General features: G+C 72.8%; 12 protein-coding genes. 5 read left to right on the plus strand and 7 right to left on the minus strand.

All coding sequences use genetic code 11. The features are described from left to right. A partial coding sequence (hemW, locus tag Q0112_RS07740) for a radical SAM family heme chaperone HemW (RefSeq protein ID WP_297973555.1) occupies positions 1-1,115 on the plus strand: 1,115 nt, incomplete at its 5' end. 100 nt (positions 1,116-1,215) lie between these two features. On the opposite strand, the gene Q0112_RS07745 is transcribed toward hemW, so the two are convergent. After that, complete coding sequence (locus Q0112_RS07745) at positions 1,216-2,079, minus strand: class I SAM-dependent methyltransferase (protein ID WP_297973557.1); 864 nt, start codon at positions 2,077-2,079, stop codon at positions 1,216-1,218. 168 nt (positions 2,080-2,247) lie between these two features. On the opposite strand from Q0112_RS07745, the gene recQ reads away from it, so the two are divergent. Further along, entirely contained in the window at positions 2,248-4,308 is a 2,061-nt protein-coding gene (recQ, locus tag Q0112_RS07750; RefSeq protein ID WP_297973560.1) for a DNA helicase RecQ, read from the plus strand. 181 nt (positions 4,309-4,489) lie between these two features. Here the strand turns inward: recQ and nirK are convergent, their stop codons facing one another. Beyond that, positions 4,490-6,025, minus strand: a complete 1,536-nt coding sequence (gene nirK, locus Q0112_RS07755) for a copper-containing nitrite reductase (RefSeq protein WP_297973563.1) — start codon at positions 6,023-6,025, stop codon at positions 4,490-4,492. A gap of 423 nt (positions 6,026-6,448) precedes the next feature. Between nirK and sseA the strand changes: the two genes are divergently transcribed. The 3 genes from sseA to Q0112_RS07770 are packed head-to-tail and all read left to right on the plus strand — an operon-like array spanning position 6,449 to position 9,056. Next, the gene (sseA, locus tag Q0112_RS07760; RefSeq protein WP_297973565.1) at positions 6,449-7,300 is read left to right on the plus strand and encodes a 3-mercaptopyruvate sulfurtransferase; all 852 of its coding nucleotides are present in this window, start codon (positions 6,449-6,451) and stop codon (positions 7,298-7,300) included. Next, a complete protein-coding gene (locus tag Q0112_RS07765) occupies positions 7,297-7,854 on the plus strand; it encodes an N-acetyltransferase (protein WP_297973569.1) in 558 nt (185 codons plus the stop codon). Before sseA ends, Q0112_RS07765 begins: the two co-directional genes overlap by 4 nt. A gap of 17 nt (positions 7,855-7,871) precedes the next feature. Next, positions 7,872-9,056 carry an amino acid aminotransferase gene (locus tag Q0112_RS07770; protein WP_297973572.1) on the plus strand — a complete coding sequence of 395 codons (1,185 nt, stop codon included), beginning with the start codon at positions 7,872-7,874 and terminating at the stop codon, positions 9,054-9,056. 126 nt (positions 9,057-9,182) lie between these two features. Here the strand turns inward: Q0112_RS07770 and Q0112_RS07775 are convergent, their stop codons facing one another. The 5 genes from Q0112_RS07775 to Q0112_RS07795 form a co-directional block, all read right to left on the minus strand. Continuing rightward, a complete protein-coding gene (locus Q0112_RS07775; protein ID WP_297973575.1) occupies positions 9,183-10,250 on the minus strand; it encodes a TOBE-like domain-containing protein in 1,068 nt (355 codons plus the stop codon). 118 nt (positions 10,251-10,368) lie between these two features. Next, entirely contained in the window at positions 10,369-11,175 is an 807-nt protein-coding gene (cysW, locus tag Q0112_RS07780) for a sulfate ABC transporter permease subunit CysW (RefSeq protein WP_297973578.1), read from the minus strand. Further along, a complete protein-coding gene (cysT, locus tag Q0112_RS07785) occupies positions 11,159-11,986 on the minus strand; it encodes a sulfate ABC transporter permease subunit CysT (protein WP_324563619.1) in 828 nt (275 codons plus the stop codon). The genes cysW and cysT overlap by 17 nt, the downstream gene beginning before the upstream one ends. A gap of 103 nt (positions 11,987-12,089) precedes the next feature. Beyond that, positions 12,090-13,097 carry a thiosulfate ABC transporter substrate-binding protein CysP gene (cysP, locus tag Q0112_RS07790; protein WP_297973581.1) on the minus strand — a complete coding sequence of 336 codons (1,008 nt, stop codon included), beginning with the start codon at positions 13,095-13,097 and terminating at the stop codon, positions 12,090-12,092. Positions 13,098-13,358: 261 nt separating this feature from the next. Continuing rightward, the coding region (locus Q0112_RS07795; protein ID WP_297973584.1) for an adenosylcobinamide amidohydrolase at positions 13,359-13,619 on the minus strand (261 nt) is incomplete at its 5' end.

Consider the following 13,619-nt stretch of genomic DNA (forward strand, 5'->3'; position numbering starts at 1 on the left):
GGCCGTTCTGCGCCGCGAAATGTCCCTACTGCGACTTCAACAGCCACGTGCGCGGGGCGATCGATGCCGGCCGGTGGGGGCGGGCGCTGGTGGCGGAGATCGGAAACGCCGCGCGCCTGGTCCCCGGCCGCACGGTCGACACGGTCTTCTTCGGCGGCGGCACGCCGAGCCTGATGCCGCCGGAGACGGTGGCGGCGGTGATCGAGGCCATCCGCGGCGGCTGGCAGCTGGCGCCGGAGGCGGAGATCACGCTCGAGGCCAATCCGACCTCGGTCGAGGCCGGGCGCTTCCGCGGCTATCGCGAGGCCGGGGTCAACCGGCTCTCGATGGGGATCCAGGCGCTCGACGATGCCGATCTCAGGGCGCTCGGCCGGATGCACGACACGGCCGAGGCGATCCGCGCCTTCGAGGTGGCGCGCGGCATCTTCCCGCGGGTGAGCTTCGATCTCATCTATGCCCGGCAGGGGCAGACGCTCGCCGCCTGGCGCGACGAGCTCGGCCGGGCGCTGGCGATGGCGGTCGACCACCTGTCGCTCTACCAGCTCACCATCGAGGCCGGCACGCGCTTCGGCGAGCTGGCCGCGCGCGGGCGGCTGCGCGGCCTGCCGGCGGCGGAGGCGGCCGCGGAGATGTTCCTCGCCACGGCGGAGATCTGCGACCGGGCGGGGCTCTGCGGCTACGAGATTTCGAACCATGCCCGGCCGGGCGCGGAGAGCCGGCACAATCTCCTCTACTGGCGCTATGGCGACTATGCCGGCATCGGCCCCGGCGCGCATGGCCGGCTGACGCTGCCGGGCGGGCGGCAGGCGATCGAGTCGCTGCGCGCCCCGGAGGCCTGGCTCGCGGCGGTCGAAGCGGAAGGGTCGGGCGTCTCGCTCCGCTCCCCGCTCTCGGGCGGCGAACAGGCGGCGGAGATGCTGATGATGGGGCTGCGCCTGCGCGAGGGCGTCGACCCCGCGCGCTACGCGGCGCTGAACGGGACGCCGCTCCCGACCGCCGGCATCGAGGAGCTCGATTCGCTCGGGCTCGTCGAGGCGCGGTCCGACCGGCTGCGGCTGACGGAGGCCGGGCGGCCGCTGCTCGACGCCGTGCTGCGGCGGCTGCTGGCGGGCTGAGCCGGGCGCGGGGTGGGCGCGCGCGCCCACCCCGTCACCATATTGATTTCATTGGATGATCCAGATCCGTCAACCGGGTGGAAACCTTCGTTAACGCGCCTCAGCCCGGGTTGCGCGCGCTCACCATCCACGAGCTGGTGTCGAGCATGATCCCCTCGGCCGTGCGGTACCGGGCGAGTTCCTCCGTGAGCGCCGCCTCGATCTCCGGCCGCTTCGCCTCGGCGATCTCGCCCGCCTCGCGCACGATCTCGCCGGCCGGGCCGAGCGCCATCTGGAAGGCGACCGCCTCCTCCGGCGTCTCGCCCGCCCGGAGCAGCGCGTCGATCCGCTCGAAGCGGGGCCCTTCGTAGCCGGCGATCTCGAGCTGCTTCGCCACCACCTCGGGATCGGCCATCGAGAAGGGCCCCGGCCCGCAGGTGCGCGCGTCCTCGCCGGGCGGCGGCAGGAAGCGCGATACTACCTCCTTCGGCAGGCGGAAGACCTCGTTCTCCTCGAGCGAGCGCCAGACGATCATCACCATCCGCCCGCCGGGCCGGAGGCTCCGCCGCATGTTGCGCAGCGCCGCCACCGGATTCTCGAAGAACTGCGTGCCGAAGCGCGAGAAGCAGAGGTCGAAGTCGCCCTCGAACGGATAGGCCTGCACGTCCGCCTCGACGAAGCGGAGGTTGCGGATGCCCGCCGCCGCCGCGTCGCGGCGGCCGAACTCGAGGAAGGCGTCGCAGCAGTCGATGCCGAGCACCTCGCCCTCCGGTCCGACCCGGCGGGCCAGCTCGATCGCGGTGTCGCCGAAGCCGCAGCCGACGTCGACCACCCTGCCGCCCGCCGGCACCTCCAGCCGGGGGAAGACCGCCGCGCTGTGGTGGGCGAGGCCGTCGACCAGGATGTGCTTCCAGCGCACGAACTTCGGCACGAGGATCTCGTTCCAGAAGTCGACGTATTCGGTGGTCTCGGTGACAACGGCCATGGATCAACCTCCCATTGGCACCGTGTCATCCTACCACCTTCCGGCGGCCGGCGCACCGGGGGTCCGCGGCGGGTCAACCACGACGCGCCGCCGGCCTTGACCCCTCTCGCGCGGCGCCGCTATGGGAGGCCATGCCGCGCCGCCGCCCCGCCTGCCGCCTTCGCCCCGATGACTGAGGCCCGTCGCCTGCTCGCGCAGGTCTGGGGCTTTCCCGACTTCCGCCCCGGCCAGGAGGAGATCGTCGCCGCGGTGGAGGCCGGCCGCGACGTCCTCGCCATCATGCCGACCGGCGGCGGCAAGTCGCTCTGCTACCAGCTCCCGGCGCTCACCCGGCCCGGCGTCACCCTCGTCGTCTCGCCGCTCATCGCGCTGATGCGCGACCAGGTGCGCGCGCTGCGCGCCGCGGGCGTCGCCGCCGGCGCGCTGACCTCGCAGTCGGACGGCGCCGAGATGGAGGAGACCTTCGCCGCCCTCGACGCCGGCACGCTCAAGCTGCTCTACATGGCCCCCGAGCGGCTCGCCGCCGCCGGCACCGCGGCGCTGCTGAAGCGGGTCCGGCCCGGGCTCCTCGCCGTCGACGAGGCGCATTGCGTCAGCCAGTGGGGGCACGACTTCCGCCCCGACTATCTCCGGATCGGCGAGCTGCGCCGGGCGCTCGGCGGCATCCAGACCGTGGCGCTGACCGCCACCGCCGACGCCGAGACCCGCGCCGAGATCGTCGCGCGCCTCTTCGAGGGCCGCGCGCCGGAGACCTTCCTGCGCGGCTTCGACCGGCCGAACCTCTCGCTCGCCTTCACGCCCAAGGACAACCCGCGCCGGCAGATCCTCGGCTTCGCCGCCGCCCGCCGCGGCCTCTCCGGCATCGTCTACTGCGCCAGCCGCGCCAAGACCGAGGCGCTGGCCGCCGCGCTCTCCGAGGCCGGGCACACCGCGCTCGCCTATCATGCCGGGCTCGAGGCCGGCGACCGCCGGCTGGCCGAGACCCGCTTCCAGCGCGAGGACGGGCTCATCGTCTGCGCGACGATCGCCTTCGGCATGGGGGTCGACAAGCCGGACATCCGCTATGTCGCGCACGCCGACCTGCCGAAGTCGATCGAGGCCTACTACCAGGAGATCGGCCGCGGCGGGCGCGACGGGGCGCCGGCCGACACGCTCACGCTCTACGGGGCCGACGACATCCGGCTGCGCCGGGCGCAGATCGACGAGAGCCCGTCGCCGATGGAGCGCAAGCAGGCCGACCACAAGCGGCTGAACGCGCTGCTCGGGCTCGCCGAGGCGCAGGTCTGCCGGCGGCAGACGCTGCTCGCCTATTTCGGCGAGACGCTGGCCGAGCCTTGCGGCAACTGCGACCTCTGCCGCGACCGGCCGGAGACCTTCGACGCCACCGAGGCGGCGCGCATGGCCTTCTCGGCCATGCTGCGCACCGGCGAGAGCTTCGGCACCGAGCATCTCGTCGCCATCCTGCGCGGCGAGGCGACCGACAAGGTCAGGACCCGCGGCCACGACCGGCTGCCGACCTTCGGCGTCGGCCGCGCCCGCTCGAAGGCGGAGTGGCAGACCATCTTCCGCCAGCTGATGGGGCTCGATCTCGTCCGCCCCGACCCGGAGCGCCACGGCGCGCTGCGGCTGAACGAGGCGGCCCGGCCGCTGCTGCGCGGCGAGGCGAGCCTCACGCTGCGCGCCGACACGGTCCGCCGCGCCGCGGCGCGGCCCGAGCGGGCGCCGCTCGCCCAGGTGGCGGAGGAGGACGAGGGGCTGCTCGCGGCGCTGAAGGCGAAGCGGCGGGCGCTGGCGGAGGCGGCGGGCGTCCCGGCCTACGTCATCTTCCCCGACCGGACGCTGATCGAGATGGCGGGCCGCCGGCCGCAGAGCCTCGACGAGATGGCCGGCATCCCCGGCGTCGGGGCGACCAAGCTGGAGCGCTTCGGCCCGACCTTCCTCGCGGTGGTGACCGGCAGTGCGCCGGCGCCGCTGCACCCGGCGCGGCGCGAGATCGCCGGCCGCCCCGCCGGCGCGATCTTCGACAAGCTGCACGCCGCCCAGGTCGCGCTGTCGCGCGGCGCGGACGGCAGGGACAGGTACCTGAGCTGCACGGCGCGGACGCTGGCGCTGATCGCCGCCGAACGCCCCGGCACCCTGGCCCAGCTCGAGCGCGTCCAGGGCATGGGGCCGCTCAAGACCGAGCGTTTCGGCGGGGCCTTCCTGGCGATCCTGGGGGAGCCGGCCTGAGGGCGGCCCCGCTGCGCGGGGCGGCGCCGTGCGTGCAAGACGGGCTGGAATCCGTTTCGATCCAGGCGCTTGCCGCGGGCGTTTACCGGGTGTTCATCAAGATTGACGCGCCGGGCCGCGGACGCGGGACGTGAAAAGGCCCGCCGCGGGGGCGGGCCTTTCCGGTGGCGTTGCGCCGAGGTCAGTTCACCGGGCCCTGTTCGGCCGTGCCGGTGTGCATGATCTCGTCGTTCTCCGGGCCGTCGACGATCAGGTAGCCGACGAGGCCGCGCTCGGCGCGCGACAGCGCGTGGTCGACGAGCACGAAGGTGCCCGGACGGTCGATCTTGAAGTCGACGACCGTCGAGCCGCCCGGCGGGACGGTGACCGTCTGCACGCTGGTGATCGGCGGCGAGGTGATGCTGCCGAAGGTGTAGACGTTGTCGAAGATCTCGCCGATCACGTGGAACGACGAGGTGAAGTTCGGCCCGCCCACGCCGAAGTAGATGCGGACCGTCTCGCCGACGTTCGCATAGAGCGGATGCCGCTTGGTCAGCGCCTCGACCGCGCCGTTGAAGATGAAGTACTCCGGGTTCTCCGACACCAGCTTGTCGTAGTCCATCTCCATCAGCCCGCGCGTGCCGTAGGGCTCGACGGTGTAGAGCTCGCCCTGCATCACGTAGAACTCGCGGTCGACGAGCGGCAGCCCGCCCTCGGGCTCGACGACGATGAGGCCGTACATGCCGTTGGTGATGTGGTGGGCGACGCTCGCGGTGGCGCAGTGGTAGACGTAGACGCCGGGCTTCAGCGCCTTGAAGGTGAAGACGTTCTCCTCGCCGGGCGCGGTCTGGGTGGCGTGCGAGCCGCCGCCGGGGCCGGTCGCGGCGTGGAAGTCGACCGAGTGCGGCATGATGCTGTTCTCGGGGTTCTGCAGAGTCACCTCGACCGAGTCGCCGACGCGCACGCGCAGGAGCGGTCCCGGAACCTTGCCGTTGAAGGTCCAGTATTCGTAGGTGGTGCCGTCGTCGAGCTTGCCGACGAGCTCCTCGGTCACCAGCGTGACCTTCACCACTTCCGGCGCCCGCTGTCCGATCGGCGCGGGGAGGTCGCCCGGATCGCGCACGATGTCGGCGCCTTCCGCCTCGGAGGCGGCGCGCGGCCCGGCGACGACCTGGATCAGGCCCTCCATGCCGGCCAGCCGGTGGCCGGCGATGGTGCAGAAATAGGCGAAGTCGCCGGGCTTGTCGGCGACGAAGGCGAAGGTCGAGGAGGCGTTCTTGCCGATCACCTTCGACGAGCGGGCGTTGTACTGGTCGATGAAGATGTCGTGCTCGGCGCCCTCGCCGTTGATGAGGACGACCTGCACCAGCTCGCCCTCGTGCACGGTGAGGGTGGGGTTGACCTTGCCGTCGATGGTGCCGCCGACGCCGATGTAGACCATCCGGCCCTCGGCGATGCCGGTCCGGAGCGTGAAGACCAGCGGCGCATGGTAGCTGATGCCGGGCTGGGCGTTGACCGGGACCGGCGTCTCGGCCGCTGCCGCGGGCGCGGGCTGCGCGTCGCTCGCCCCGGCCTCGGTCGCCTGCGCCGTGTCGTGACCGTGGGTCTGCGCCAGCGCCCCGTCCGGCCACGCGAAGGCGCCGAGCACGAGCGCGCACGTTACCAGCGCGGCTCGGCCGAGGCTCCGCCAGCGGCCGGACCGCGGGCCCGGAGGGCCTTCAATCCGCAGAAGAGACATCAAACGTTCCTCCGATCCTTGGGACTGAGAGATGTGGTCGTCTCCCGGAGCGGCGATGCCTCCCCGAGCCTGCGAACCCGTTTCCGGGATCGCGGCGGCACGGCCTGCGACTGCACGGGAGGCTCGCCGGCAGGCCGCGCTCCTCTCCCGCCACGCTCCCGTGACTCGCCAGGGATCCCCGTCCCGAATTCGGCAGGCATCCTTCCCCCCGGTTTTCGTCCGCATCGTTGCGCAAGCGCAAGCACTTTCGCGCGGTGGGATCCGTAGCATGAAGTTACTCGTCACGCGACCGGGAAGCTCGGGCCCGGCGGTGGCCGGCGGCCGCGCGCGCCGGTTGCCCGCTCCCTGCCCACCCCTTGCCCCGCTGCCGGTTCGCCGCTATGCGAAGGTCCGGCGCAGGGCGCAGGGCGCAGGGGACGAGGCATGGCGAGCGGCGATCCGCAGGACCTGGTGACCACGGACTGGCTGGCGGCGCACCTCGAGGCGCCCGACGTCCGCATCCTCGACGCGAGCTGGTGCATGCCCGGCTCGGGCCGCGACCCCCATGCCGAGTTCGTCGCCCGCCACATCCCCGGCGCCCGCTTCTTCGACATCGACGAGATCGCCGACACCCGCTCGAGCCTGCCGCACATGGCCCCGCCGGTGGAGAAGTTCGTGTCGCGGATGCGCGCCATGGGCATCGGCGACGGCCACCGGGTCGTCGTCTACGATTCGACCGGCATCTGGAGCGCGCCGCGGGTCTGGTGGACCTTCCGCCTCTTCGGCAAGAGCGACGTGGCCGTGCTCGATGGCGGCCTGCCGAAGTGGATCGCCGAGGGCCGCCCGCTCGAGGACGGCGTGCCGATCATGCGCGACCGCCACTTCACCGCCCGCCGCGACGCGAGCCTGGTGCGCGACGTGACCCAGGTGGCCGCCTCGGCCAAGCTCGGCGACGCGCAGATCGTCGACGCCCGCTCGCGCGAGCGCTTCCTCGGCACGGCGCCGGAGCCGCGCCCGGGCCTGCGCTCCGGGCACATCCCGGGGGCGAAGAGCCTGCCCTATGGCGAGCTCGTCAATCCCGACGGCACCATGAAGGACGAGGCGGGCCTCGCCGCCGCCTTCGCCGCCGCCGGCGTCGACGTGACCAGGCCGGTCATCACCACCTGCGGCTCCGGCCTCTCGGCGGCGATCCTGAACCTCGGCCTCGAGCGGCTCGGCAACCGCGCCCACGCGCTCTACGACGGCTCCTGGGCCGAGTGGGGCGGCTATGCCGACCTCAAGGTCGAAACCGGATGAGGCACCGGGCGGGCGAGCGGATCGACTATGTCGTGACGTTCCTCGAGATGGACGCCCGGCCCGCCTTCCCGCGGCCGCACCTGCCGGCCGGGCCGGCGGCGGCGCTGATCGGCGCCGACCGGCCGCCGGTCTGGTACTTCCTCGACCTCTACGACGCGGTCGGCGCCGGCTACGAGTGGACCGACCAGCACGACCGCCCGGCCGGGGAGGTCGAGGCCTTCCTGCACGACCCGGCCGTCACCCTCTACAGCCTGATCCGCGACGGCTGGCCGCACGGCTTCTTCGTGCTCGACAGCCGCGCGCCGCAGGTCTGCGACCTCGGCTACTTCGGGCTGGTGCCCGAGGCGGTGGGCCGCGGGCTCGGCACCTTCCTGCTGCAGACGGCGCTGCACATGGCCTGGGACCGGCCGGGGACCCGCAGGGTCACGGTCAACACCAACTCGCTTGACCATCCCCGTGCGCTTCCGCTCTACCAGAAAGCCGGCTTCGTCCCCGTCCGGCGCGAGACCCGCTCGCGCGTGCTCACCCGCGACCGCGACGTGATCGAGGCCTGAACCCGAGGAAGCCGCCCATGCTCGAGACGCTGAAGCCCACGCCCCCCGACCGGATCCTCGAGGTGCTCAACCTCTTCCGCGCCGATCCGCGCACCGACAAGCTCGACCTCGGCATCGGCGTCTACAAGGATGCCGCGGGCCGCACGCCGGTGATGCGCGCGGTCAAGGCGGCGGAGGCGAAGCTGCTGCGCGAGCAGGACAGCAAGGCCTATGTCGGCATCCTCGGCGATCCCGAGTTCGTCGCCGCGATGGCCGAGCTCGCGCTCGGCGACGCGGTGCCGCGCGACCGGCTCTCGGGCGGGCAGACGCCGGGCGGGACGGGGGCGATCCGGCTCCTGCTCGAGCTCGTGCAGCGGGCGGCGCCGGGCGCCACGGTCTGGATCTCCGATCCGACCTGGCCGAACCATCCGGCGATCGCCGGCTATCTCGGCATCCCGACCCGCAGCTACCGCTATCTCGACGCGGCGACCGGCGGGGTCGATTTCGCCGGGATGATGCGCGACCTCGTCGAGGCGAAGCCGGGCGACGTGCTGCTGCTGCACGGCTGCTGCCACAATCCGACCGGGGCGAACCTCTCGCCCGAGGAGTGGCGGGAGGTCACCGACTTCCTGCTCGCGAAGGGGGTCGTGCCGCTGGTCGACCTCGCCTACCAGGGCTTCGGCGACGGGCTCGAGGCGGATGTCGCGGGGCTGCGCCAGATGGCGGCGGCGGTGCCGGAGCTGCTGCTCGCCACCAGCTGCTCGAAGAACTTCGGCGTCTACCGCGACCGGGTGGGGGCCGCCTTCGTGCTCTCGGCCTCGCCGCAGGCGGCCGAGGTCACCAAGTCGAACGTCGGCTCGCTCGGGCGGCTCAACTATTCCTTCCCGCCCGACCACGGGGCGAAGGTGGTGTCGCTCATCCTCGGCGACCGCGAGCTGCGCGCCGACTGGATGGCCGAGCTCGAGGCGATGCGGAGCGGCATGCTCGAGATCCGCCAGGGGCTGGCCGATGCGCTGCGGCGCGCGACCAACTCCGACCGGTTCGACTTCGTCGCCGCCCACCGCGGCATGTTCTCCCGGCTCGGCCTCTCGCCGGAGCAGGTGGCGCGGCTGCGCGACGAGCACGGCATCTACATGGTCGGCGACAGCCGGGTGAACATCGCCGCCCTGAAGGCCGACCGGCTCGAGACGGTGGCGCAGGCGATCGTCTCCGTCAGCAGCTGATAGGAGCGATCACGGGCGGGTGGGCACGCGTGCCCACTGGGCGACTCTGTTGTTTTTGCTGGGTAATCCCCGTCGCCGTCAACCGGATGGAAACCTTCGTTAACGGCCCCGGGCACGCCGGGGCGGTCAGCCGGGCGGGAAGACGGCGACGCGTTCGGGGCGGAGGCCGACCGGGGCGCCGGGGGCGAGGGCGAGGGATTCCCAGGCGGCGCGGGGGAGCTCGGCCTCGATGGTGCGGCCGGCGCCGAGGGCGAGCTCGACGCGGGCGGTGCCGCCGTGGGTCACGACGTGGGAGACGCGGGCGTCGAGGAGGCTCGCGGGGTCGCCGGCGGGCAGGAGGCGGAACTCGTGCGCGCGCACGAAGCCGGTGGCGGGGCCGTCGGCGACGCCGGCGGTGAGCTCGACGGCCTCGGGCGGCAGCGGGCGGCCGGCGAGGGAGACGCGGCCGGCGGCGACGGTGACGTCGAAGCGGCTGGCGCCGCCGAGGAAGCCGTACATGAAGGCGGTGGCCGGGGCGGCCTCGACCTCGACCGGGGTGCCGCTCTGCTCGATGCGGCCGGCGTTCATCACCACGATGCGGTCGGCGACCTCGAGCGCCTCCTCCTGGTCGTGGGTGACGAAGATCGTGGTGACCGGGAGCTCGTCGTGCAGCTGGCGGAGCCAGCGGCGGAGGTCGCGGCGGACGGCGGCGTCGAGGGCGCCGAAGGGCTCGTCGAGGAGGAGGACGCAGGGCTCGATGGCCAGCGCGCGGGCGAGGGCGACGCGCTGGCGCTGGCCGCCGGAGAGCTGGGCCGGGAAGCGGTCGCCGAGGCCGTCGAGCTGCACCGTGGCGAGCAGGCGCTCGACGCGGGCGCGCCGCTCGGCCATCGCCGGGCGGCGGGCGGCCGGCATCACCCGCATGCCGAAGTCGATGTTCTGCCGCACCGTCATGTGGCGGAAGAGGGCGTAGTGCTGGAAGACGAAGCCGATCCGCCGCTCGCCGGCCGAGAGGTGGGTGGCGTCCCGGCCGCCGATGAGGATGCGGCCGGCGTCGGGGAAGTCGAGGCCGGCGATCAGGCGCAGGAGCGTGGTCTTTCCCGAGCCGGAGGGGCCGAGCAGGGCGAGCAGCTCGCCCTCGGCGACCTCGAGGCTGAGGTCGTTGACGGCGGCGAAGGTCTCGAAGCGGCGCGAGACGTGGTCGATGAGAATGCTCATTGCGGGCTCATCCCTGCTGCGGCCGCCGACGAGAGCGAGCAGCGTTTCCCGATCCCCGCCCGTGCCCTTCGGAGAGGAAGGCCGGGCCGGGGCGGGGGCGGGCAACTCGAAGGTCGTGTCATTGGGCGTGCCGCTCCAGCAGGAACTTGAGGACGAGGGTGGCGACGGCGATGAGCGCGAGCGTCGAGGCGGCGGCGAAGGCGCCGACGACGTTGAAGTCGTTGAAGAGGAGCTCGATCTGCAGGGGAAGGGTGTTGGTCTGGCCGCGGATCGAGCCGGAGACGACCGAGACGGCGCCGAACTCGCCCATGGCGCGGGCATTGGTGAGGACGGCGCCGTAGAGGAGCGCCCAGCGGATGTTGGGCAGCGTCACCAGGCGGAAGGTCTGCCAGGGCGAGGCGCCGAGCGAGAGGGCGGCCTCCTCGTCCTCGGAGCCCTGGGCCTGCATCAGCGGGATGAGCTCGCGGGCGACGAAGGGGGCGGTGACGAAGAGGCTGACGAGGACGATCGCCGGGACGGAGAACATGACCTGCACGCCCCAGGACTGCAGCGTCGGGCCGAGCAGGCCCTGCTGGCCGTAGAGGAAGAGGTAGATGGTGCCGGCGACGATCGGCGAGACCGAGAAGGGGATCTCGATCAGCGAGATCATCAGCTTGCGGCCGGGGAAGTCGTAGCGGGCGACCGCCCAGGCGGTGGCGATGCCGAAGACCATGTTGACCGGCACGACGATGACGGCGGTCAGCACGGTCAGGAAGACCGCGTGCAGCGTGTCGGGCTGCATGATGTTGGCGACATAGGCCGCCCAGCCCTCGGCGAAGGCCGAGGCGAAGATGAGGGCGAGCGGCACGACGAGGGTGACGAGCGCGATGAGGAGCGCCGCGGCGATGAGCAGCCGGGCGCCGAGGCCGTCAGTCGCGGCGGGCATGGCGGAGCACCCGGGCCTGGAGGCTGTTGGTGAGGAAGAGGAGGAGGAAGGCGACGAGGAGCAGCACCGAGGCGAGGGCGGCGGCGGCGGGGTAGTTGAACTCGTCGAGGCGGATGAAGATGAGGAGCGAGGTGATCTCGGTGACCATCGGCAGGTTGCCGGCGATGAAGACGACGGCGCCGAACTCGCCGATCGAGCGGGCGAAGGCCATGGTGGTGCCGGCGAGGAAGGCGGGCAGGATGACCGGCCAGATGACGAGGGCGAAGACCTGCCAGGGGCGGGCGCCGAGGCTGCGGGCCGCCTCCTCGACGTCGGCGGAGAGATCCTCGAGCACCGGCTGCACGGTGCGCACGACGAAGGGGATCGAGGTGAAGAACATCGCCGCCATGATGCCGAGGGGCGCGTAGGCGACCTTGATGCCGAGCGGCTCGAGGTAGCGGCCGAACCAGCCGTTCGGGGCGAAGAGGGTGACGAGGGTGAGGCCGGCGACCGCGGTCGGCAGCGCGAAGGGGAGGTCGACGAGGGCGTCGAGCAGCCGGCGGCCGGGGAAGCGGTAGCGGGTCAGCACCCAGGCGAAGAGGAGGCCGACGACGGCGTTGACGACGGTGGCGGCGAGCGCCGCGGTCAGCGTGATGCGGAAGGAGGCGAGCGAGCGGGGGGCGGTGACGATCTTCCAGTAGTCCTCCCAGCCGAGGCTCGCGGTCTTGATCGCCATGGCGACGAGCGGCAGCAGGACGATGAGCGCGAAGTAGGTGAGCGCGATCCCCATCGACAGGCCGAAGCCGGGCATGACCCGGCGGCGGCGTTGCAGGCTGGTCATCGGCATGGGCGCGGCTCCCCGGAGCGGGCCGCCCTCCGGCAGCCCGTTCCGATCGTGGAGGGACGGGCGCGCGGGGCGCGCCGCGGGTCCGGTGCTACTGCGCGACGAAGACCTCGTCGAGCTTTCCGCCCTCGGCGAAATGCTCCTCGCCGACCTTCGCCCAGCCGCCGAAGGTCTCGTCGACCGAGAAGAGCCGGACCGGCGGGAACTGGTCGGCGTGGGCGGCCATCACCGCCTCGTCGTTCACCCGGTTGCCGAAGCCGACGATGATCTCCTGCGCCTTCGGCTGGTAGAGATAGTCGAGGTAGGCCTCGGCCACATCGCGGCTGCCGCGGGCGTCAACCACCTTGTCGACCACGGCGACCGGGAACTCGGCGAGCAGGCTCGTCGGCGGCACCACCGGCTGCACCTTGTCGGCGCCGTACTGCCTGGCGATGGCGGCGAGCTCGGCCTCGAAGGTGATGAGGACGTCGCCGATGCCGCGCTCGGCGAAGGTCGTGGTGGCGGCGCGGCCGCCGGTGTCGAAGACCGGCACGTTGGCGAAGACCTTCTGCAGGTATTCGGTCACCTTCGCCTCGTCGCCGCCGAAGGCCTCGCCGGCCCAGGCGCGGGCGGCGAGGTAGGTGTAGCGCCCGTTGCCCGAGGTCTTCGGGTTGGGGAAGACGACCTGCACGTCGTCGCGGGCGAGATCGTCCCAGTCGTCGATGCCCTTGGGGTTGCCGGCGCGCACGACGAAGGCCGGCAGCGAATAGTAGGGCGAGGCGTTGTTGGGCAGCCGCTCGGCCCAGTCGGCGGCGACGAAGCCGTTGTCGGCGAGGAACTGGACGTCGGTGACCTGGTTGAAGGTCACGACGTCGGCCTGCAGCCCCTCGACGACGGCGCGGGCCTGCTTGGAGGAGCCGGCGTGGCTCTGGTCGACCTGGAGCGGCGCGCCGTGCTCGGCCTGCCAGTCGGCCGAGAACTGCTCGTCGATCGCGGCGTAGAGCTCGCGGCCGATGTCGTAGGACACGTTCAGAATGGTATCGACCTCGGCGTGCGCCGCCGGCGCGAAGGTCGCGACGCCGATCGCCAGCGCGAGGGTGCGCAAGCTCCCCTGAGCCATGATTCTTCTCCCGAAACTCACCCCGCCGGCTGTCCGGCGAACCGGCCGGGGAGGATAGCCGCGGACTCGCCCGATGCAATGATCCGGCGGGCCTGCGGCGCAAATAAGACCGGTGTCGCGCCCGCGGCCGGCGGCGGCGGACGGGCGTTCGCGGGAGGCGGGCCGGGGGAGGACATCCGCGCCGGATGGGGCGCGGGGGGCGAACGGACGACCGTGGCCGCGCGAGGTCGGCCGCGGCGCGCCGGGGCGGCGCGGCCCCGGTCAGGCCGGGCGGTCGTATCCGGTCGGTCGGCCGAAGGTGGCCCACCAGTCGTCGGCGCCCCGGCGGACGGCGGCGTAGACGGCGCGGCCGATCGCCTCGCCGAGGGGGGTGTGCAGGCCGGCGAAGGCGCCGTCGCCGGGCGGCGCGGCGACGAGGATGCAGTCGGTGCCGGTGCCGGTGATCCGGCCCCCGGGCCGGTCGGGGGCGGCGTCGATCACGGCGGCGGGGCGCGCCTCGGCGGCGACGCTGAGGGCCTCGGC

It is taken from the genome of uncultured Amaricoccus sp. (assembly GCF_937858865.1).
Classification (GTDB): Bacteria; Pseudomonadota; Alphaproteobacteria; order Rhodobacterales; family Rhodobacteraceae; genus Amaricoccus.

Bases quoted from the DNA above. Each gene is read 5' to 3' on its own strand.
- nirK (WP_297973563.1), bottom strand. From the start codon at position 6,025: ATGTCTCTTCTGCGGATTGAAGGCCCTCCGGGCCCGCGGTCCGGCCGC.
- Q0112_RS07775 (WP_297973575.1), bottom strand. From the start codon at position 10,250: ATGAGCATTCTCATCGACCACGTCTCGCGCCGCTTCGAGACCTTCGCC.
- cysP (WP_297973581.1), bottom strand. From the start codon at position 13,097: ATGGCTCAGGGGAGCTTGCGCACCCTCGCGCTGGCGATCGGCGTCGCG.
- sseA (WP_297973565.1), top strand. From the start codon at position 6,449: ATGGCGAGCGGCGATCCGCAGGACCTGGTGACCACGGACTGGCTGGCG.
- cysW (WP_297973578.1), bottom strand. From the start codon at position 11,175: ATGCCCGCCGCGACTGACGGCCTCGGCGCCCGGCTGCTCATCGCCGCG.
- Q0112_RS07765 (WP_297973569.1), top strand. From the start codon at position 7,297: ATGAGGCACCGGGCGGGCGAGCGGATCGACTATGTCGTGACGTTCCTC.
- Q0112_RS07745 (WP_297973557.1), bottom strand. From the start codon at position 2,079: ATGGCCGTTGTCACCGAGACCACCGAATACGTCGACTTCTGGAACGAG.
- Q0112_RS07770 (WP_297973572.1), top strand. From the start codon at position 7,872: ATGCTCGAGACGCTGAAGCCCACGCCCCCCGACCGGATCCTCGAGGTG.
- recQ (WP_297973560.1), top strand. From the start codon at position 2,248: ATGACTGAGGCCCGTCGCCTGCTCGCGCAGGTCTGGGGCTTTCCCGAC.